This window comes from Amycolatopsis sp. PS_44_ISF1 (genome assembly GCF_032335455.1).
Taxonomy (GTDB): Bacteria; Actinomycetota; Actinomycetes; order Mycobacteriales; family Pseudonocardiaceae; genus Amycolatopsis.
The window spans coordinates 1690251-1709283 of the sequence record NZ_JANUXO010000001.1 but is presented as its reverse complement, the minus strand read 5'-3'; the positions used below and the strand labels follow the sequence as shown (position 1 = coordinate 1709283).

The window sequence follows — 19033 nt, the reverse complement described above, 5'->3', positions numbered from 1 at the left end:
AGCTCGGTTTCGCCTTACGGGATCAAGACGTGCCGGGCCCGGCCGAGGTTGACTTCGCCGGGGCGGTGAACCTCACCGCAACCTCGACCCGGCCCGCGCGTCCCCTTACGGCACGACCTGGACCAGGTCGCCGACGGCCAGGGTGTTGAAGAACTTCAGCGAGGACGTCGCCGACAGGTGCACGCAGCCGTGGGAGTACGCCTTCAGGCTGCCGGTGTGGAAGGCGTCGCCGGGGTAGAAGAACACCGAGTTCGGCATCTTCGCGTCGTCGAATTCGCGGCTGTAGTGCATCTTCTCCCGCGAAAGGACGTGGAACGTGCCGGTCGGGGTCGGGTTCGCCTTCTGGCCGGGCAGCATCGAGACCGGCCCGTAGACGATCTTTCCGTCCTGCAGCAGCCACGCGCGGTGCGCGGACAGGTCCACGCAGGCGCTGGTACCGCCGGCCGAAGCGGCCTTCGCGCACGGCACGTTCGCGGTGCTCGCCGCCGGCTTGGGCTTCGGCGGCGTCGTCTTGGTGGCCGGGGTGGTTTTCGGCGAGCCGGCCGGGCTCGACGGCGGGCTCGAAACCGGGCTCGGCGAACTGCTCGTGGCCGGGGTCGTGACGGCCGTGGCCGAGGGCGTGACGGCCGTGGCCGAGGGCGTGACGGCCGTGGCCGAGGGCGCCCCGCCACCCGCCCCCGCGGCCACCGCGCCGCCGCCGGTCGTGGACCCGGCGCCGGGCGAACCGGAACACGCGGCCAGTGCGAAGGCGCCGGCCAGCACCACCGCACCCATCAAGATCCTCTTCACGATCCGGCACCCCCGAAGTCCGTCGAACGGTCAGGCGACCGCTGTCACCGGAAAAGACGATCGTCACCCACCACCGGTTGCGAACGGAAGGTCACGATCGGGTAGCCACTCCCCCTCGTGGGTGAGCCTCCACCCGTGGGTGGAGGCGGCAGATCCACCCGGTACCAGCCCGAGCGCCGATGAGATCCGGGGCCGTCCGGCCGAAGCTGGACCCACCACGGAAATCAAGGAGCCCCGATGAACCCGGCCACGATCCTGCTCTACGTCGCCCTCGCCGCGCTGGTCTTCTACCGCGTGATCTACCGCCAGCTGCGCGGCACGCTGCTGAGCCGCCGGGGGTTGCTGGTGCTGCCGGCCATCCTGGTCGCCATCGGCTTCTTCACCGCGCTCAAGGCCCTGCCGCAGGCGAGCGCCGGCGAACTCGCGCTGCTCGCGGTCGACATCGTGGTGCTGGGCGCGCTCGGGGCGCTGCGCAGCTCGACCACGACCCTGACCCGCCGGGACGGCACGACCTTCCAGCAGGGCTCGGCCCTCACCCTGGTCCTGTGGCTGGCCACGATCGCCGTCCGCGTCGGCTTCGGCTTCCTCGGCCTCGCCCTGGGGGTGAGCGGCACCCTGACCTCGTCGACGATCATGCTCACCCTCGGCATCAGCATCGGCGTGCAGAACGCGCTGACCTACCTGCGGATCCAGCGCCTCGGCCTGCCGCTGGCCGAGCAGGACCGCCGTCCGGTCCGGGCCTAGGACGGCATCCGCCCGACCACCCGCGCGTACATCCGGGCCGGGCTCGGCCCGGCCGCCGGCTGGAGGAAACCGGGCAACGGCGGCAGATCGCGGACGAACGGCGTGAGGCGCGCGTACAACACGTCCGCGCCGGCAGGCCGTTCTTCAGGATCCTTCGCCAGCGTCGCGGAGAGCACGGCGTTCAGCGCGGACGGCACCCCCTGCACGGCTGACGGCGCGTCCTTCACCTGCTTGTCGAAGACCGCGTACGCCGTGGGGCCGGTGAAGAGCGGGGAGCCGGTGAGCATCTCGTGTAGGACACAGCCCAGCGCGTACAGGTCGCTTCGAGGCTCCGCCAGCCCGCGCTGGATCTGCTCCGGCGCCATGTAGGACGGCGTGCCCAGCAGTTGCCCCGCGCGCGTGAAGCGGGCGACGTCGGTCTCACGCAGCACAGCCAGGCCGAAGTCCATCACCTTCACGCTGCCGTCGGGGCCGAGCATCAGGTTGGCCGGTTTCAGGTCCCGGTGGCAGACCGAGCGCGCGTGCGCCGCGGACAGCACGGCGGCGGTCTGGGCCGCGATCGCCGCCGCCCACGGGACCGGCAGCGGACCGTGCTCGGCCAGCAGGTCGGCCACCGTCGCGCCTTCGACGAACTGCATGACCTGGAACAATCGGTCGTCGTAAGTGCCGAAGTCGTAAAGCGCCGGGACGCCCGGGTGATCGAGCGTCGCGAGGATCCGGGCTTCGCGCGCGAAGCGTTCTTCAAGCTCTTCGTCGCGCCCCGGCAGCCTCAACAGCTTGATCGCGACGCGCCGGCCGAGCCGACGATCGTGCCCGCGGTGCACGGCGCCCATCCCGCCGCGGCCCAGCGGCAGCTCGTCGACCTCGTAACGATCGGCGATGAGCATGGGTCCCCTCACGGCGTCGCGGCGCTCACCCGGCACCGGGCCGGAGCCGTCCTTCGGCGAGCGCGGCAAAGCCTAGCCGGACCAGGTCACGGCCGATTTCCGCCGTCGTCCGCAGCGCCCGGTCGAATTCCGCGAGCGAACGGAAGGCGGCCCCGTACGCCCGCTGCGTCTCCAGCGGGTACCGCGGCACCTTCAGCCGGCGCGCGTCGATGCGGGTGGAGGCGCTGTGCACGGGGAAGTCGGCCGCGCGCAGGCAGCCGGCCAGAAACTCGGCGTCGAGCCGCTGCGGGTCCACCCGGTACAGGGACAGCGACGGGCCCAGCCGCACCGGCGGTCCGTCGTGGACCCCGACGGCTCCGGTGACGGATGCGACGACGTCACCCGGGTGCGCGGTCACGGCCGCCTCGTCGGGCGCCGCGCGACCGGTGGGCGGCCCCCCGGCCAGCACGTCGTCGGCGGTGAGCAGGGGCTCGTCCCCCTCGGCGGTCCGCGGCGGGGCGTGCCAGATCTCGAGCGCGCCGGACTTCACCAGCTCGCCGACGGTGGTGTGCGCGAGTTCCGCCGAGGCCGGCTCCAGCGGCGGCAGCCGCAACCCGGCGTTGTCGAAAAGCTTTTGCGCAGCCAGGAAAGCCTGGCCCACGTCCTCGCGCACGGTGCGGCGCAGCGCGGGTGTGAGGTCCACGTCGTCGTCGAGCAGGTCGATGATCCGCTCACCGGTGACGTCCGGCTTCTCGGTGTACGCGCGCCACAGCGGTTCGACCTCGGCGACCTCGGCCTCGGCGATCAGCGCGGTGGCCGGCGGGCGCTGCCCGGCGGCCGGACGCGTCAGCAGCCACAGGTCCGGGCCGCCGGACGCGAGGGTGACCACCGCGCGCAGGGCCCCGGCCCGCAGCAGGTTCGCGCGGATCCGCTTGCCGCTGCGCCGTCCCGCGGCGGCGCCCGGCATCAGGATCGCGACCGTGCCGCCGGGCTTCGCGTGCGCCAGGCAGTGCTGGACCCACGCCAGCTCGGGCTCGCCGCGCGGCGGCAGGCCGTACTCCCAGCGCGGGTCGCCGACCAGCTCCTCCTGGCCCCACGCGCGCTCGTTGAACGGCGGGTCGCAGAGCACGACGTCGGCCTCCTGGCCGGTGAAGGCGTCGTCCCGGAGCGCGTCGGTGGCGTGGACCTCGGTGTCGACGCCGCGCAGCCGCAGCCGGAGCGCGGCGATCTTCGCCGTGGTGACGTCGCTGTCCTGGCCGCGCGCGCGGGCGGCGCCGCTGGCGAGCAGGAGCGAGCCGAAGCCGCACGCGGGGTCCAGCACGGTGGTCCCCCTGGCCCCGGTGAGCCGGGCCATCAGGTCGGCGTATTCGGGCGGTGTGGGCGAAAGCCGTCGGGAGTGGGCCTCGAAGTAACGCTCGCAGAGCTGCTCGAACGTCCACGCCGCGCCCTGGTCCCCGGCCAGCCCGGCCAGCATCGTGATCAGGTCGGCATCGTCGCCGGGCCCGGGGGCGGCGTGCACCAGGTAATCTCCGGCGGAGGCGACCCGGGCACCCAGCTCCAGGTCGTCGCCGAGCGCGCGAAGCTGCTGCCAGGCGCGGTCGATCGGGGCGAGTTCGAACGGGCGGCCGCGGCCGCGCAGCCAGGTCTGGACCTCGGGCAGGGAGAACAGCGGACTGGAGGCGGTGCCGCCCACCGGGCGGGGGAAGTCGCCGTGGCGCCGCCGCCAGTTGCTCACCGCGGCCCGGCGCACACCCGCCAGCCGGGCGATGTCAGCGGCGCTGACTGCCGCGTCGTCTTCCATGGCCAGCACCCTAGCTGATGACCGTGGTTTCCATCATCTTGCTTGTTAACTCAATCAACCAATGGTTTCATGGAGTCATGGTTAACGAGCAGTCCCGGTTCACCCTGCGGTACGCCGCGGGCTCCGACACCGGACGACGACGCCGGATCAACGAGGATTCCGTCTACGCCAGCGAGCGCCTGCTCGCCGTCGCCGACGGCATCGGCGGCCAGCCCCACGGAGAGGTGGCCAGCGCGACGGCGGTCGGGGTGCTCGCGAGCCTGGACGCGGAGCTGGCCGGACTCGAACTGGCCACCCTCGATCTCGGCGCAACCCTGTCCGACGCCGTGCGGCGCATCGACGCGCGCCTGGCCGAGGTGGCCGAGGCCGATCCGGCCACCCAGGGCATGGGCACCACCATGACCGCGTTCCTGTTCGACGGCACCCGCTTCGCCGCCGCCCACATCGGCGACTCGCGCGCCTACCTCCTGCGCGACGGCGACCTGCACCGCCTCACCCACGACCACACCCTGGTCCAGGCGCTGGTCGAAGACGGCCGCATCTCCCAGGCCGACGCGGCCGACCACCCGCGCCGCTCCCTGCTGATGAAGGCCCTGCTGAGCACCGGCTCGGGCGAACCTGACCTCTGGACGTTCACCCCCCAGGCTGGGGACCGCTACCTGCTCTGCTCCGACGGGCTCACCGCCGGCGCCGGCGAGCCCGCCATCCGGGACGTGCTGGAACCCGGCACCCCCGCCGAGGTCGTCCCGGCCCTGATCGCGCTGGCCAACGAGGGCGGCGGCCCGGACAACATCACCGTCGTCGTCGCCGACGTCCTCGAAGCCCCCTGACACCGGACCACCTGCCGGACCGCGACACCCCGTCCGGTACCCTTCTCCACGGAGGATTGGCCGAGCGGCCTAAGGCGCACGCTTGGAAAGCGTGTTGGGTTCACGCCCTCGCAGGTTCGAATCCTGTATCCTCCGCCGCATTACCCCGAACGCCGGGCTGCTCTTCGTGAGCAGTCCGGCGTTCGGTCGTTCCGGGCCGGAGAAGTCAATGCGGGCCGCGAAGCCGACCCATCGCCGCCCACGCATACGCAAAAGCCCGTTCCGAAAACCCCGATACCCGAATTCGCGGCGTCCGGACGGGTCAGGACTCGGCTATCCGCAGGCACCCGCTAGGCTTCGCGACAGACTTGTTCGTACCCGCTCGGAGAGGTTCTTCGGTGTCACGAATACCGGCTTGACCTGGGCGCGGCAGAGCGCGACCGGCTCGATTCACGCAGGTAGACAAGCTGGTGCGCGGGGTCGGGCCGGCCGTTTCCGGACCCGGTCCGCCGCCGCCCGCGAGGCCCCGGACGTCACCACGTCCGGGGCCTTGTCGATTCTTCTGTTCTCACTCACTTACCGAAAACACCTGATCACGCTAAGTTTGTGTGTGGTCGTTTCACCCCCGACATCCCGAGGAGTCCGCCCACATGGCCGGAGTGGAAGAAATCCGCGCTGGTATCGCCGTCGCGAACGAGAAGGCTTCCGCGAGCATCGCCGCACTACAGCAGGCCGCGCAAGCTCTCGAGGAGGCCCAGATGTCGCTCTCGCAGGCGACGCAGGGCAGCAGCCAGCACGAGGTCAACCAGGCCCACGGCCTGCTCGCCGAAGCGCTGAACGGGATCAGCGGGATGCAGAGCACGATCCAGGCCGGGATCTCCTCGGCCGACTCCTACTCGGCCCGGCTCTGACCCCACCGTGTCGGGACTCGGCGAGATCCACCAGTTGCTCAGCGCCGCACGGGCGGGCCTCGTTGCCGGGCGCGCACAGGCCGAGCGGGCGAAGAGCCTGCTCGGCGACGCCCGGCAGGCGCTCGTCGATGCGCAGGCGAAGGCCGATCCGTGGCTGCCGCAGCAACTGGCGGTGGCCGTCGAGGGACTCGACCACCTGCTCACCCGTCTAGCCGCCGCCGACGAACTGGTGGGCGGATACCAGTCACGCCTGTAGGGACGACCGCGTCATGAGCGAAACCGATGGCTAACAAGGCAACCGAGCAGCGCAACCGCGTCCAGACCGCGCTGGAGCGGGTCCGCCACCAGATCGGGCTCGTGCTCGGCGCGGCGGCGGGCGCGCGGGAGATGGCGGAGGCCGAGCTGTCCCGGCTGACGCTGGAGCAGGAAATCGTCCGGATCGGCATGAACCACGCCGACGCCGAGCAGCAGACCGAGTGGGCGCGGCACCCGGCCGCGCACGAGGTGTTCGCGTCGCTCGGCGGGGTCCGCAACGCGTTCTACACCGACTGGAGCGAGGGGCCGAACGCCCTGCGCGAGCTGGTCGCGGCGAACGCTCCGGGCCCCGCCGGGCGCCCGCCCGGTGAATGGCTCGGACGCGTCGGCACCAACCCCGGCGTGAGTGCCCCGGGGCTCTGGCGGGTCGGCTCGGCGACGGCGGCGGGACGCGACATCTCCCGCACCTTCGACGTGGCCGTCCCCCTGCTGGACGAGTCCCACCTGGCCATCTCCTCGGCGCCCAAGACGCGGCCGGTCGTCGACGGGATCGTGCAGAACCTGCTGATGCGGGTGCTCTCCACGCTCGAGCCGGGTGCGGTGAAGGTGCACCTGTGGGACGTCGGGCAGCTCACCGCGATCCTGCCCGACCTCTACCCGCTCAGCCGCACCAGCGCGCTGTCGCTCTACGACCCGACGCGGCTGGAAGACCTGCTCGACGAGCTGGCCGGCCACATCCGCCGCATCCACGCGACCGGCATGCAGGCCGGGCACACCTCGTTGCGGGAGCTGAGGAAAGCCACCGGCCAGCGCGTGGAGCCGTACCGGATCGCGGTGCTGTACGGCAACGGCGAGACGCTGGAGCCCGAGCGCGCGCGGGACCTCAAGCGCGTGGCCAGCGGCGCGCTCGACGCCGGGATCTGCCTGATCCTGGTCGACGTGCCGACGGCCGTCAGCGCGTCCATCGAAACGCTGAGCCTGCTCGACGAGCGGCGCGCGGTCAGCAGCATGACCGGCTCCGACCTGGTCGTGGATCTCGACCCGGCCCTGCCCTCGGGTCAGGTCATCCGCGCGGCCGGGCGGATCGCGGAGGCGCTGATCGCCAAGCAGGGCGGGCCGCGCTCGTTCGCCGACCTGCTGCCCACCGAGCTGGGCCGGGAGAGCTCGGCGCGGGAGCTGCGCGCGCCCGTCGGGTTCTACGAGGGCGACGGCGTGGAGGTGGTGATCGGCGACGCCAGCCCGCACGCCCTGATCGGCGGGCCGAGCGGGTCGGGCAAGACCAACTTCCTCTACGCGCTGCTGGGCAGCCTGGCCGCGCGCTACACCCCCGACGAGCTGGCGCTGTACCTGCTGGACTTCAAGGAGGGCGTCTCGTTCGCGGGGCTGGCGCCCGGCCGCAAGGACGCCAGCTGGCTGCCGCACGCGAAACTGGTCGGCGTCAACGTGAACACCGACCGCGAGTTCGGCCTGGCCCTGCTGCGGTTCCTGGCCGACGAGCTGCGCCGGCGCTCGGCCGCGGCCAAGGAGCACGAGGTGACCAACCTGGCCGACCTGCGCGAGCAGGACCCGGGCGGGCACTGGCCGCGGATCGTGGCCGTGATCGACGAGTTCCAGTACCTGTTCGCGGGCCGTGACCAGGTGACCGCCCAGGCGACGCAACTGCTCGAGGACATCGCACGGCGCGGGCGTTCGCAGGGCATCCACCTGGTGCTGGCCAGCCAGGACGTCGCGGGCATCGAGGCGTTCTGGGGCAAGCCGGCCGTGTTCGAGCAGTGCACGCTGCGCATCGCGATGCCGAAGGCGCGGCGCGTGCTGGCGGAGACCAACAACGCGGCGGTCTCGGCGCCCAAGTGGCACGCGGTGATCAACCACGATTCCGGCGTCGCGCACGGCAACATGCTCGCGCACGTGCCGGATTCCAGCAGTCGCAACGTGTTCGTGAACCTGCAGCACCAGTTGTGGGAGCGCTATTCCGGTCGGTTCGCGCGCCCGCGCCTGTTCGACGGCGCGCACTCGCCGGTGCTGGAGCAGTTCCCGGCCTACACCGAGCTCAAGCCGAGTTCGAAGCCGCGCGCGCTGCTGGGCCAGTCCATCGACGTCACGGAGGCGGCCTGCGGCGTGGAGCTGCCGCGCGCCCCGGGCCGCAACGTCGCGGTCCTGGGCGGCGCGACGGCGGAGGCCCTGTCCATCATGGACTCGGCGGCCCGGTCGCTGAGCCGCCAGTTCGACGTGGGCGAGGTGGAGTTCGTGCTGAGCTGCCCCATCGACGCCTGCGCGCCCGCCGTGCTGGAGCTGACCGAACGGTTACGCGCCGAAGGCCACGTCGCCACCCTCACGGAAGAACTGGGCGATCTGGCGGCCACCCTGGAGTCGGTGGCGGAATCGATGTCCACTTCGGACGTAGCTACGAAAATCCTGCTGCTCTACGGAGTGGACGCGGCGCTACCGGCCCTGGAGGCCAAGGCGGCCGGCCAGCTCAAGAGCGGCTTGGACCACCTGCGCGCGGTGCTGAAGCAGGGCCCCGGCCACGGCGTGCACACCATCGGCTGGTGGCGCAGCATCGCGCGGTTGAAGGACACCCTCGGCTTCGGCGGCACGGACGACATCGGCACCTGGGCCGCGCTGGACGTGCAGGGCAACGAGCTCTCCCCGTTCGCCGCGGGCCTGGTGGTGCACTGGTCCCCGCGCCCCGGCCGCGCCCTGTTCTTCGACCGCACGACGCACGGGGCACCCGAGGTCATCATCCCGTTCCAGCGCCCCGACCCCGACCCCGCGGGAGGCACCCCATGACCGGCGAGAACCCCGGCGCGGCCATGCGCTACAAGGAGGTCGTGGGCATGGCCCGCGGTTCGGCGGAAAACCTGCGCGCCTGGGAACTCGCCCGAGCGGACGAGATCGAGCGCCAGCTGGCCGAAGCCCACGCCGCCGTCGCCGCCGCGGCCGAACGCGAGCAGAAGGCCGCGGAACGCGCCTCGCGCTGGTGGAAAATGGCCCTGCACAACGTTTCTCGTCTGACCTTTGTGGACACTTCCGAGGAACCGCGGGCGGTCACCACGGCTCGGCCGCAGTACCTGGAGCGGTACCTGGAGGAAGTGAAGCCCAGTTACCAGGAGCTGGTGCAGGCGGTGCTGGGGCTGGGGTGGCGGGCCAAGCGCTGACTACTTGTTCCAGACGGTGACATCGGTGATGATGCCATTGCTGCCCGCGACGCTCACGGTCAGCCTGAATGGGCGGCCCTTCACGGTGACTCCGCAGACCAGGCTGCCCGGGTGGAGTTTGGAGGCTTCGCTGGTGCCCTCCGAAAGAGCGAGATTCTTACAATCGTCCTTTCCCGGAGTACCGCTGTCCGCCCAGACTTTCAACACGCTACCGCCGGTCGTATAAAGATCATCAGCGCCGATCGCCTGGATGTCACCACTGCCCGTGGCCGCTGGTGGGCTCAGGTCCATGTTGGCGGTGCCCCAGGTGAACGGGCCGGAGTAATAGACATTCGGATCAGCATCCGGTTGAACCTTGCTGCTCGATGGCAGTGCGACAGGTCCGTCTCCAGATGGGGCCCGGACCGTGACCGTGGTCGTGACCGGGGCCGGTTGCACCCCGCCGCTCGGGACGCTGGCCCGGCCGATGAAGAACCCGGCTCCGGTCAGCGCGGTGATCAATGCGGCGATCGCGGTGATCCACTGGTGACCGAGTGCTCCCCAGCCAGCCTTCTTCCCGGTGCCACCCTGTTCCGTCACCCCGCCCCCATTCCTCGTGAGCGCCCGAGCTTAGACCACCACCCACACGTCGGAGGCCACCACGGGCAAATCCGTGGCGGCCTCCGACGTCTGCGACGAGCAGTTACTTGCGCGGCGCGGTTCTCCCCAGCAGTTGATCCACGTAGTCCAGCAGGTCGTACCCGAAATCGGCCAGCTTGTTCCCCGTCGAGGGCCGGAACCGGACGATCTGCGGATCGTGGTCGCTGGCCTGGTCCGCGAACTCCGCGTTGATGTGCACCACGTCGTAGTCCACCCCCCGCGGGGCGGCCGAAGCCAGAATGTGGTCCAGCACCTGCGACTGGCCCTCGAACACGTAGCTGTACCGCTCCGCGACGGGCAACGTCGAGATCAGGTCCTTCAGGTACCCGCCCGAAGTCAGCTTCGCCAACGCCGGCGAGAACTGGTAGTCATTCAGGTCACCCGCCACCACCACGTTGGCGCCGGGATCCGCGGTCAGCAGCTTGCCCACGAAAGCCTGCAAGACGGTGGCCTGCTTCTGCCGCTGGACCTCCGAGCTGCGCGTCGGCGGCTGGTAGCGGCCGTGCGTGGGCTGGTCGCCGCCCTTCGAGTTGAAGTGGTTGGCGATCACGAACACCGTGCGGCCCTGGAAGACGAACTCGCCGGCCAGGGGTTTGCGGCTGGTGGTCCAGGCCTCGTTCGTCGGGTCCACCCGGCCCGGCGACTGGGTCAGGTGCACCTTGCCGTGGTCGGTGACCACGTCCACCGCGGACAGCGCGCCACCGCCGGGCCGATCCACAAAGGACACGCGAGCCGGGTTGAACAGGAAGCCCACCCGGATGTTGCCGCCCGGCTGGCCGCCGTCCTGGTCGTTCACCGGGTCGATCTCGCGCGACTGGTAGCGCGGACCGCCCGCCGCGACGATGGCGTCGGTGAACTTCTTGAGGGTCACGTCGGCCGCGACCACGCCGTCGTCGGTGGGACCGTCGTTGTCCTGGATCTCCTCCAGGTTCACCACGTCCGGCGCGGCCAGGTTGTCCACGATGCCGTGCGCCAGCTGCGCGAACTTCGTGTCCGGGTCGGCCGGCGAGAGGTTCTCCACGTTGTACGTCGCCACCGCGAGCTCACCCGGGCGCTGCCGCCGCGTGACCTCCTTCTGCAGCCTGTTGTCCTTCGCCGCGCCGAGCTGCGACGCGAACAGCGTGTAGCCGCCGAAGCTGCTGTACTCCAGCGGGCCGGAGGTCACCCCGGTGATCACGTCGCCGGTGTTGACCTTCGGGAACGGCTGCTGGCCGAACGGGATGATCGACTGGACCTTCAGCACGCCCGTGTTGATCTTGTCGTAGCCCGTGTAGACCGTGCCGCCGCGCGGCGTCGGGTTCTGCTGCGGCTTCGTGGTCACGTACAGCTCGTCGTAGTCGTTGCTCGGGCCGACGACGCGCGCGTCCGAGACGCTGACGATCTCGCTTTCGTGCGACTCCCAGAAGTCCAGCGAGTACTTGGCCGGCTCCAGCGGCAGTGGCTCGATGTTGCCGCCCGCGTTCGGCGCCAGCACGTCCGGCACCTGGTCGGGCGTGATGACGGTCGGGGCGGGCAGCGGGTTCCCGTGCGAGTCGACCGTCCACTGTGCACTGCCGAGCTCGGTCAGCGACTGGTAGTTCGAGGTCGCCGGGGCGTCCGGGTAGTACTCCTTGACCGTGCCGGTCGCGGTGATCGCGTCGCCGACCGCCACCGCGGGGGTGGTCGAACCGGTGAACACGAACAGGCCCTCGCTCGTGCGCGGATCGCTGTCCGGCTTCGGGTCGGTCATCCAGAACCCGCGCGAGGAGCCGAAGGCCCGGACCGCCGTGACGATGCCGGTGACGTCGCCGACCTTCTTGTCCTTGAACGGCGAGATCCGCGTGATCCCCTGGATGTCGTGGATCTTCGCATCGACCGGCGGCTGGCCCGGATCGCCGCCGGTGGTCTCGCCCTTCGAGTTGGTGGGCGTCGGCTCACCGACGGTGAAGTCGGCGCTGTTGTCGTCGGTGTCGGCGAGCGACGCGGCCCGCGCGGCGGAGGTCCCGTTCGCCGTGGCGGCGGTCGGGCTGCCCTCGCGGACGGTCGCGGCGCCGAAGCCGACCAGGTCCTTGACCCGCGGGTCGGCCGCGCAGTCGGCGGAGGTCTTGCAGGTCAACGCCGTGGTGCCGCTGACCAGCGCGACGGTGCCCGCGGTCGCGGACAGCGCGATCGTGCCGGTCGCGTCCGGCGTCGGCAGCGCCACCGTGCCGCCGGCCCCCTTGCCCTCGGCGACCAGGTAACGCGACCCGGCGCCGATGCTGCCGGTCAGTCCGGTGACCTGCCAGGTGCTGCTCGGCGACGCCGAGCCGGGCAGGTACTGCACGCTGTAGCCGTCGAGCGGGAACGCCGTGCCCCCACGGTTCCCGAGCTCGACGAAGTCGTTGGTGAGCGTGGCCCCCGAGTTCCCGCCACCGCCGTAGACCTCGGCGATGACCGCGTCCGCGCTGGGCGCGGCGAGCGCGGCCGGTGCGGCGACGCCGCTCAGCACAACACCCGTTACTACCGCCACGGACAACGTGGCTCTTCTGGCGCCGGTGGTGCTACCCCCGGCCGAGCGGCGGGATATGGTCACCCTGAGTCCCCTCTGCAACTGAACGGTCGACGCATCGTCCCCCGGACAAGCGAAGGGGAGGAAGACGATAAGGCAACAATTCGTGACGGACGTGAGGGAATTCCTCCTTTGGACGGGTTGACTCGGTGATCACTCTGGTTCTCGGCGGCGACGTGAACCTCCAGGGCCGAACCGAGCCCGCCCGGGCGTTCGACGCGCTCGCGCCGCTGCTCAAGGGCGCGGACCTGCGGTTCGTCAACCTCGAAGGGCCGTTGTCCGGCTCGGCCGGTGACCGCGACGGGGCGGACATCCCGCACAAACCGAACTGGCGGCATTCCGCGCCCGAAATGGTCGGCGCGCTGACCGCCGCGGGAATCGATGTCGTTTCCTCGGCCAACAACGTGACTTACCCACCGGCGGCGGCGATGGCCAGTCTGTCCGTGCTCGACCGCGCCGGCATCGCGCACTGCGGCGCGGGCGCGAACCTGACCGGCGCCCACACCCCGGCGATGCTCGAACGGTCCGGGCGCCGGGTCGCTTTCCTGGCCTACACCTCGATCTGCTGGCCGGTCGGGCAGGCGGCGACGGCGGACTCGCCGGGGGTCGCGGTGGCCGGCGCGCTGACCTCGTACCAGCCCGACCCACGGGTGTCCGAGGTGCCCGGCCGTCCCCCGATCGTCCGCACCACCCCCGTGCAGGAGCACCTGGAGCGCGTGGTCGCCGACGTGCACCGGGCCCGGGCCGCGGCCGACCACGTGGTCGTCTCGATGCACTGGGGGCTGCCGGGCGACGAACTCGCCGAGTACCAGGTCACGTACGCGCACGCGCTGGTCGACGCGGGCGCCGACCTCGTGGTGGGCCACGGGCCGCACACCGTGCAGGCGGTCGAGGTCTACCGCGGCCGCGGCATCCTCTACAGCCTGGGCAACCTCGTCTTCGACTGGCCGCCCATGCGCGGGCGGCACCTCGACGGGCTGATGGCGGGCTGCGTGCTCGGCGCCGAACCGCGGCTGGAGCTGATCCCGGTGCGCCGCGGCGAGGACAACACGTGCGCACCGCTGGCCGCAGCACCGGCAGACGCGGCACTGCACCACGTCGCGGCGCTGTCCGCAGCCCGCTCGACGCGAATCACCGTGCGCGACGGCATCGGCTCAGTGCCGGGATTGAGCGCCCCCCGACGCTGAAATCCGGTTCGTCACCCGGACGGCCCATCTGCGTCAAATGCAGCTCGGCCTACCGGCGCATGTCCGGTGGGACGCCGGTGCCGATTTTTTCCGCAGCCTCATACCCACGACATCGATCGAAAGTGCCCTCGGCGGTCTGCTGAGTTGACCTACCGGATGGCCGCGTATCCGACCCTCGACACGGCCGCGATGGCGGACTGTCAATGACCGGCCAGCACGCTGTCCAGATCTGCGAACCCACCTGGACCACCAGGCTCGCAAGCCAGGTTGAGCACCCTTCCTGAGTTCACAACACTGGTCAACGATCGAGCCTTCGTTGTCTGCGTCGCGTGGGCGGCGGAGCTCCCTCTTTCGTTTCGGGGTGGACATGGACTGTTGCGTTAGCATCAGGACCGCTGATCTCGCGAATTAAGCATCGATGAAGTCGACGGGGTCATCAAGCAGTGGGAGGAGTTGCTGTCCGAACTGCAAAACGATCTCGGGCAAGCGCGCATCATCGCGAACGTCAAAGCGCCGTCCGACGAATACGCCAAGAACAAGATCACGGTAGCGGAGCAGGAAGCCCACGACGCCGTCAAGAAGAAAGGTGACTTCTGAGTGCCTGCATACAGCTCGTACCCGCATCGAACCGGTGCTGTGTTGATCTTGACGGCCGTCGCCGCAGGGTTGCTTGCCGGCTGTGGTGGGGGTGGTGGCTCAGCCAGCGACAACTCGTCCTACACACCCAATGCGTCGCCATCGGTCGATCCGTCGTTGAAAGTGGCCGCCCCGCTGCCGACGCAAGGACTGCTGGAGAATCCTTGCAGCGCGTTGACCGATGCGCAGCTGAAGGACCTCGGGCTGGTCTCCCCGGGCAAGGCCACACAGGGACAGCCTGCTCTGTGCGGGTGGAGTGGTGAAATTCAGGAAAACCACGTGAACGTAGGGGCAGTGCCGCAGAACAACCGCGGTATCAGCGACATCTACGACCAGAAGTCCAGGCAGGCGTACTTCCAGCCGGTCACCGTCGGTGGATATCCCGGGGTCCTCGCGGACACTCAGGATGGCCGCGCATCCGGCAGTTGCACGCTGTGGGTCGGAATCACGGACCAGCTCGCTTTCGCCGTCGCGACCAGCATCACGACCGGGGAGAACAAAGCGAACTCCTGCACGAGCGCACAGCACGTGGGGGAAGCGGTCATCGAGCACTTGAAGGGCGCCGCCTGACCCTCCCTCGTCCTTACCCTCGCAACGGCTAACCGGACGCCATGGCGTCCGGGAAATCGCCTGGGTGCCAACCCATCACCCGAAGGTGAACGCGCAACCCGGCCGCCCGGGTGCGGTAACCGGAAGTTCCGGGCCCGTCTGTGGGCGTGGTGTGGCTGGTGATGCGCCACTGCGGTCTCAGCCGGATGAGGTTCTGGCGGTTTCGGGGCGTGACCACAGCCGTCGTGACGGGCGGTGACCGTGCCGGTCACCGCCCCACCTGGATCGGGGTGAACCGGGTCCGCACGTCTGAACTGGGCCAGACGGGACCAGGTGGCATGGTTCGGTCCTATCCCCCATCCGGCCCATCTGCGTTAAATGCAGCTCAAGCCCGGGTCCGGGCGGGTGAGGGCGGAGGTACCTTACTTGCGAGCGGCCGGAAAGTGGCCCAGACCACATTCGTCCGGATCGCGCCGGCGCTCACCGGCCGCTCGGCGCGGGGGGAGGCGACACGATCATGTGGGGGTTGATCGTGCTCGGCTTGCGTGTCCGTGCGGTTCGGGAAACGCCGCGGGCGCGGGCTCTTCCCGCGCAGTCCGCGACCGCGGCACCTGAGCCCGCCCCGGGGGGTGCGGTGGGGCCCGGTCCGTCCACTTCGGACCGGGCCCGGCCGGTTCAGCGGCCGATCTCGTTGACCGGGCGGTACTTCCCGATCAGCGTGCGCGCGCCGGCGATCGCCGCCCGGCCCGCGCCCTTCGCCCCGGCCGCGAGCACCGTCGTCCAGTCGAAGTAGTCGCGCCAGAGCACGATGCGGCCGTCGCGGACCTCGAACGTGCCGCACACCCAGAACTCCGCTTCCCACGAGCCCTTGCGCAGCACGTCGGTGCGCTCGGTGAGCACCACGTCGCCGTCCGCGGCGATGTGGTGGGTCCGCGCCTCGAACCCGGACCCGAACCGGGCCATCGTCCGCAGTTGCTTCTCCACGGCCGTGAGCCCGCGGGCGGGCGGCAGCGGCACGTTCTGGTAGGTGATGTCGACGGCCGCGTAGCCGAGCGCGCGGTCGATGTCGAGTTCTTCGAGTGCCTGCAGGAAACCGGTGACCACGGCCTTCGGTTCAGTCATGCCCCCAGGCTAGGCCGTCGGGCTCAGAACGGCTTGTCCCCGACGATCGCGACGCGCTCGGCCACCCGGGCGTGCGGGTGGTAGTCGTTGACCGCGTAGTGCTGGGTGGCGCGGTTGTCCCAGAACGCCACCGAATCGCGTTCCCAGCGGAAGCGGACCTGGAACTCCGGGGTGTGCGCCTGCTGGAAGAGGTAGCGCAGCAGCCGGTCGCTGTCCGCGCGGTCGAGCCCGGTGATGTGCGTGGTGAACGACTGGTTCACGAACAGCGTGCGCCGCCCGGTCTCCGGGTGGGTGCGGACCACGGGGTGCTCGACCGGCGGGAACCGCTCCTGCCAGCGGGCCAGCAGGTCGGGGTCGGTGAAGCGGTCGAAGCCGGGGATGAAGTCGTGCACGGCGGTGAGGCCGTCGATGCGCTCGCGGACGTCGGCCGGGAGGTTGTCGTAGGCCGCGGCCATGTCGGCCCACATCGTGTCGCCGCCGACCGGTGGGACCTCGACCAGGCGGAGCACGGAGCCGAGCGCCGGGTTCGGGCGCCAGGTGACGTCGGTGTGCCAGATGTTCTCGTACCCCGGCAGGCCCGCGCTGCGGGTGAACCGGACGACCTCATCGGTTTCGCCGCGCTCGAGGAACGGGTTGGTCTCCAGCTCGCCCCAGTTCGCGGCGAACGCGCGCTGCTGCGCCGAGGTGATGCGCTGGTCGCGGAAGAACAGCACCTTCCACTCCAGCAGCGCGCGGTTCAGCTCGGCGCGCAGCGCGGGGGCCGATGACGCTCCGAGGTCGACGCCGGAGATTTCGGCCCCGATCACCCGGCTGAGCGGCCGCAGCCCGAACAGCTCGTACGACCGGTCCTCGGCACCTTCGGGGAGGCGGCGCAGGGTGCGCGGACCCTCGACGATGCCGTCTGCGGGCACTGGGGCGGAGCGGAGGCGGGTAGGAAGCTCGATCGACACGGTCACTCCCGATGCTCGGAGAATTCGGCTTGGTTGAGCGGAAATTCGCCTACGCGGGCGGGGAGCCGAGCCGGCCGCGGCGCCGCAGGAGAGCCGTCACGCCCTCGTCGGCCGACCGGGCCGGGGCCCGTCCGGCCGACGGCAGATCCCGGGTCACTGACATGGCCCGATGATCGTCACGCCCCGCTCGGGCGGTCAAGCCGCTTCACGATGTGGAACCGGCCACCGCCCGGCCGGGTGACCACACAGGAGGTGATGGGGTTAGATCTCCCCCTACAGGGTGACGGGTGGGGGGCCGGCCCGGTGACCGGCCGCTCGTCGGGAGCGGCGCCCAGGGAGGGGAGTCCCATGCCAGGCTCGACGAGTGAACGGCTGCGCACCGCCGCTGACGCACTGGACCACGCCGCCGCCGACGCCGACCAGGCCGCGGGACGCTTCGCCGAAGCCCGCATCGAGTCGACGCCCTTCGGCATCTCCGCGCCCGCCCGCGAGCTCGCCGCCCGCTGGGAAGCCGCCCTCGCCGCCCGCGACGTGGACGCCCGCGTCCTCGGCGACGCCACCTCCGACCTGGCCGGCCTGCTCCGCATGGCCGCAGGCGGCCACGCCGACCGCCTCCGCCCGATCACGGCCACCGCACTGTTCAGCTGAGAGGCACCGATGCCGTTCCCACGCCCGGAGCCGGCTGAACCGCTCAGACCCGCGACGCGCGTGGCCGCGGTCAGGGCTACCTCGCCCACGACACGTGCGGCGGTGCCTGGGCCAGGCTCGATTGCTTCGCGCGTGGCCACGGTCGGAGCTGCTTCGCCCACGGCACGCACTGCGGCGAGCAGGCCGATTACACCCGCGACGCACCTAGCCGCGGCCGGACCTGCTTCACCCACCACACGCATAGCCGCGGTCAGGGCTGCTTCACCCGCAGCAGGTGCGGCAGCGAGCAAAACGATCGCACCCGCGACGCGCGTGGCCGTGGTTACGGCTGCTTCACCCACCACACGCATAGCCACGGTCAGGGCTGGTTCACCCGCGACACGCGCTGCGGCGAGCAAAACGATCGCACCCGCGACGCACCTGGCCGTGGTTACGGCTGCTTCACCCACGACGCATGTAGCCGCGGTTACAGCTGCTTCACCCGCGACGCGCGTAGCCGCGGTCAGGGCTGCTTCATCCGCGACAGGCGTGACCGCGGTTACGACTGCTTCACCCACGACGCGTGTAGCCGTGGTTACGGCTGCTTCACCCGCGACAGGCGTGACCGCGGTTAGGACTGCTTCGTCCGCGACGCGCATGGCAGCGGTTGCGACTGCTTCGCCCACGACACGCGTGGCAGCGAGCAGGCCGATCGCACCTGCGTCACGCCCAGGGGCAGCCGAGCCGCGTCTCCCCCCTACCCGCGCGACGTCGGCCAAATCGCCTTCGCGGGAGAAGCGTGCGAGGACAGTCAAGCCCGCTTCACCCGTAGTGTCGGCCGGGTCGGTCTCGTCCACGGCGAAGAAGCCCCGAGCGGAGGCTTCCTGATGCCGTTCCTCCACCCGGCGCTGGAGCGGGCCGCCGCGGCGTTGGAGCCGTTGCGGGGCGCGGGGGCGCGGCTCGGGGCGCCCAATCCGGTCGCGGCGTTGCGGCAGATCGACTGTTCACCGCAGGCCATCCGCGAATCCGCGCGCAAGCTCTCCAGCGGCCGTGACGTGCTGGTCACCGCGCGGTTGCAGTTCGAGCGCGGGGCGCACCGCGCGGAACGGCGCTGGGGCGGTGAACCCGCCGCACTCTTCCGCGGCCGAGCCGACGAGCTGGACGCCCACTATCGGCAAGCCGCGGAGGCCGCAGCCCGGACCGCGGCCGTCGGGCTCGACCTGGCCGATCTCCTGGACCGGCTCGCCGTCCAGACCGCCGAGCAGGTCACGGCGATCGGGGCGACCGCGCGCGCAGCGGCCGAAGCCGTCCTGGCAGGAGACCGTTCGACCGACGTCGTCTACCCCGTGACCGCGGCCTGCGCTTCGATCGCGCGCGCCGTGGCGACGGGCGTCTCGACCATCGTCGAGACCATCCCGGTCCTGGAGCCGTTCGGCACGCCGGTGATCCCGGGCTGAGCCCCC

At 70.9% G+C, this 19033-nt stretch carries 18 protein-coding genes and 1 tRNA gene; 12 read left to right on the top strand and 7 right to left on the bottom strand.

Features of this window, described 5'->3' with window-relative positions; all coding sequences use genetic code 11:
* Positions 1-105: 105 nt before the first annotated feature.
* On the bottom strand, positions 106-789 hold the full coding sequence (locus NYF13_RS07680; protein ID WP_315655242.1) for a L,D-transpeptidase: 684 nt from the start codon (positions 787-789) through the stop codon (positions 106-108).
* 237 nt (positions 790-1026) lie between these two features.
* Here NYF13_RS07680 and NYF13_RS07675 point away from each other — a divergent pair, with 237 nt between their 5' ends.
* Complete coding sequence (locus NYF13_RS07675; RefSeq protein WP_315655241.1) at positions 1027-1533, top strand: hypothetical protein; 507 nt, start codon at positions 1027-1029, stop codon at positions 1531-1533.
* Here the strand turns inward: NYF13_RS07675 and NYF13_RS07670 are convergent.
* Together NYF13_RS07670 and NYF13_RS07665 are read right to left on the bottom strand one after the other, a co-directional pair.
* Positions 1530-2420: a serine/threonine-protein kinase gene (locus tag NYF13_RS07670; RefSeq protein WP_315655240.1), complete on the bottom strand. Its 891-nt coding sequence runs from the start codon at positions 2418-2420 to the stop codon at positions 1530-1532. The two genes, NYF13_RS07675 and NYF13_RS07670, sit on opposite strands and share 4 nt — an antisense overlap.
* Before the next feature lie 25 nt (positions 2421-2445).
* Positions 2446-4200, bottom strand: coding sequence for an N-6 DNA methylase (locus NYF13_RS07665; RefSeq protein WP_315655239.1), 1755 nt, complete (start codon positions 4198-4200; stop codon positions 2446-2448).
* 77 nt (positions 4201-4277) lie between these two features.
* On the opposite strand from NYF13_RS07665, the gene NYF13_RS07660 reads away from it, so the two are divergent.
* From NYF13_RS07660 to NYF13_RS07635, 6 genes are all read left to right on the top strand, one after another.
* On the top strand, positions 4278-5030 hold the full coding sequence (locus NYF13_RS07660; RefSeq protein ID WP_315655238.1) for a protein phosphatase 2C domain-containing protein: 753 nt from the start codon (positions 4278-4280) through the stop codon (positions 5028-5030).
* A gap of 50 nt (positions 5031-5080) precedes the next feature.
* A tRNA-Ser gene (locus NYF13_RS07655) sits at positions 5081-5165 on the top strand.
* Between the two features lie 494 nt (positions 5166-5659).
* Complete coding sequence (locus tag NYF13_RS07650) at positions 5660-5920, top strand: hypothetical protein (RefSeq protein ID WP_315655236.1); 261 nt, start codon at positions 5660-5662, stop codon at positions 5918-5920.
* A gap of 7 nt (positions 5921-5927) precedes the next feature.
* Positions 5928-6176 (top strand): hypothetical protein, encoded by a 249-nt coding sequence (locus NYF13_RS07645; protein WP_315655234.1) that lies wholly within the window; start codon positions 5928-5930, stop codon positions 6174-6176.
* 26 nt (positions 6177-6202) lie between these two features.
* Entirely contained in the window at positions 6203-8965 is a 2763-nt protein-coding gene (locus NYF13_RS07640; protein ID WP_315655232.1) for an FtsK/SpoIIIE domain-containing protein, read from the top strand.
* A complete protein-coding gene (locus NYF13_RS07635; RefSeq protein WP_315655231.1) occupies positions 8962-9333 on the top strand; it encodes a hypothetical protein in 372 nt (123 codons plus the stop codon). Before NYF13_RS07640 ends, NYF13_RS07635 begins: the two co-directional genes overlap by 4 nt.
* On the opposite strand, the gene NYF13_RS07630 is transcribed toward NYF13_RS07635, so the two are convergent.
* Positions 9334-9912 (bottom strand): hypothetical protein, encoded by a 579-nt coding sequence (locus tag NYF13_RS07630; RefSeq protein ID WP_315655230.1) that lies wholly within the window; start codon positions 9910-9912, stop codon positions 9334-9336. It lies immediately after the preceding gene.
* Positions 9913-10015: 103 nt separating this feature from the next.
* Positions 10016-12466 (bottom strand): endonuclease/exonuclease/phosphatase family protein, encoded by a 2451-nt coding sequence (locus NYF13_RS07625; RefSeq protein WP_315655228.1) that lies wholly within the window; start codon positions 12464-12466, stop codon positions 10016-10018.
* Positions 12467-12648: 182 nt separating this feature from the next.
* Between NYF13_RS07625 and NYF13_RS07620 the strand changes: the two genes are divergently transcribed.
* The 3 genes from NYF13_RS07620 (at position 12649) to NYF13_RS07610 (ending at position 14892) form a co-directional block, all read left to right on the top strand.
* The gene (locus NYF13_RS07620; RefSeq protein ID WP_315655226.1) at positions 12649-13686 is read left to right on the top strand and encodes a CapA family protein; all 1038 of its coding nucleotides are present in this window, start codon (positions 12649-12651) and stop codon (positions 13684-13686) included.
* A gap of 453 nt (positions 13687-14139) precedes the next feature.
* Positions 14140-14283: a hypothetical protein gene (locus NYF13_RS07615; protein WP_315655224.1), complete on the top strand. Its 144-nt coding sequence runs from the start codon at positions 14140-14142 to the stop codon at positions 14281-14283.
* Positions 14284-14892 carry a DUF3558 domain-containing protein gene (locus tag NYF13_RS07610; RefSeq protein WP_315655223.1) on the top strand — a complete coding sequence of 203 codons (609 nt, stop codon included), beginning with the start codon at positions 14284-14286 and terminating at the stop codon, positions 14890-14892.
* A gap of 654 nt (positions 14893-15546) precedes the next feature.
* Here NYF13_RS07610 and NYF13_RS07605 read toward each other — a convergent pair.
* On the bottom strand, positions 15547-15993 hold the full coding sequence (locus NYF13_RS07605) for a limonene-1,2-epoxide hydrolase family protein (RefSeq protein ID WP_315655222.1): 447 nt from the start codon (positions 15991-15993) through the stop codon (positions 15547-15549).
* Positions 15994-16016: 23 nt separating this feature from the next.
* Positions 16017-16943, bottom strand: coding sequence for a TauD/TfdA family dioxygenase (locus NYF13_RS07600; RefSeq protein ID WP_315655221.1), 927 nt, complete (start codon positions 16941-16943; stop codon positions 16017-16019).
* A gap of 348 nt (positions 16944-17291) precedes the next feature.
* Between NYF13_RS07600 and NYF13_RS07595 the strand changes: the two genes are divergently transcribed.
* The gene (locus NYF13_RS07595; RefSeq protein WP_315655219.1) at positions 17292-17591 is read left to right on the top strand and encodes a hypothetical protein; all 300 of its coding nucleotides are present in this window, start codon (positions 17292-17294) and stop codon (positions 17589-17591) included.
* An 866-nt stretch (positions 17592-18457) separates the two neighbouring features.
* Positions 18458-19027: a hypothetical protein gene (locus tag NYF13_RS07590; RefSeq protein WP_315655218.1), complete on the top strand. Its 570-nt coding sequence runs from the start codon at positions 18458-18460 to the stop codon at positions 19025-19027.
* The last annotated feature ends 6 nt before the right edge of the window (positions 19028-19033 follow it).

Coding starts and splice junctions, on each gene's coding strand:
- NYF13_RS07675 (WP_315655241.1), top strand. CDS start 1,027: ATGAACCCGGCCACGATCCTGCTCTACGTCGCCCTCGCCGCGCTGGTC.
- NYF13_RS07670 (WP_315655240.1), bottom strand. CDS start 2,420: ATGCTCATCGCCGATCGTTACGAGGTCGACGAGCTGCCGCTGGGCCGC.
- NYF13_RS07665 (WP_315655239.1), bottom strand. CDS start 4,200: ATGGAAGACGACGCGGCAGTCAGCGCCGCTGACATCGCCCGGCTGGCG.
- NYF13_RS07660 (WP_315655238.1), top strand. CDS start 4,278: ATGGTTAACGAGCAGTCCCGGTTCACCCTGCGGTACGCCGCGGGCTCC.
- NYF13_RS07650 (WP_315655236.1), top strand. CDS start 5,660: ATGGCCGGAGTGGAAGAAATCCGCGCTGGTATCGCCGTCGCGAACGAG.
- NYF13_RS07640 (WP_315655232.1), top strand. CDS start 6,203: ATGGCTAACAAGGCAACCGAGCAGCGCAACCGCGTCCAGACCGCGCTG.
- NYF13_RS07635 (WP_315655231.1), top strand. CDS start 8,962: ATGACCGGCGAGAACCCCGGCGCGGCCATGCGCTACAAGGAGGTCGTG.
- NYF13_RS07605 (WP_315655222.1), bottom strand. CDS start 15,993: ATGACTGAACCGAAGGCCGTGGTCACCGGTTTCCTGCAGGCACTCGAA.
- NYF13_RS07595 (WP_315655219.1), top strand. CDS start 17,292: ATGCCAGGCTCGACGAGTGAACGGCTGCGCACCGCCGCTGACGCACTG.
- NYF13_RS07590 (WP_315655218.1), top strand. CDS start 18,458: ATGCCGTTCCTCCACCCGGCGCTGGAGCGGGCCGCCGCGGCGTTGGAG.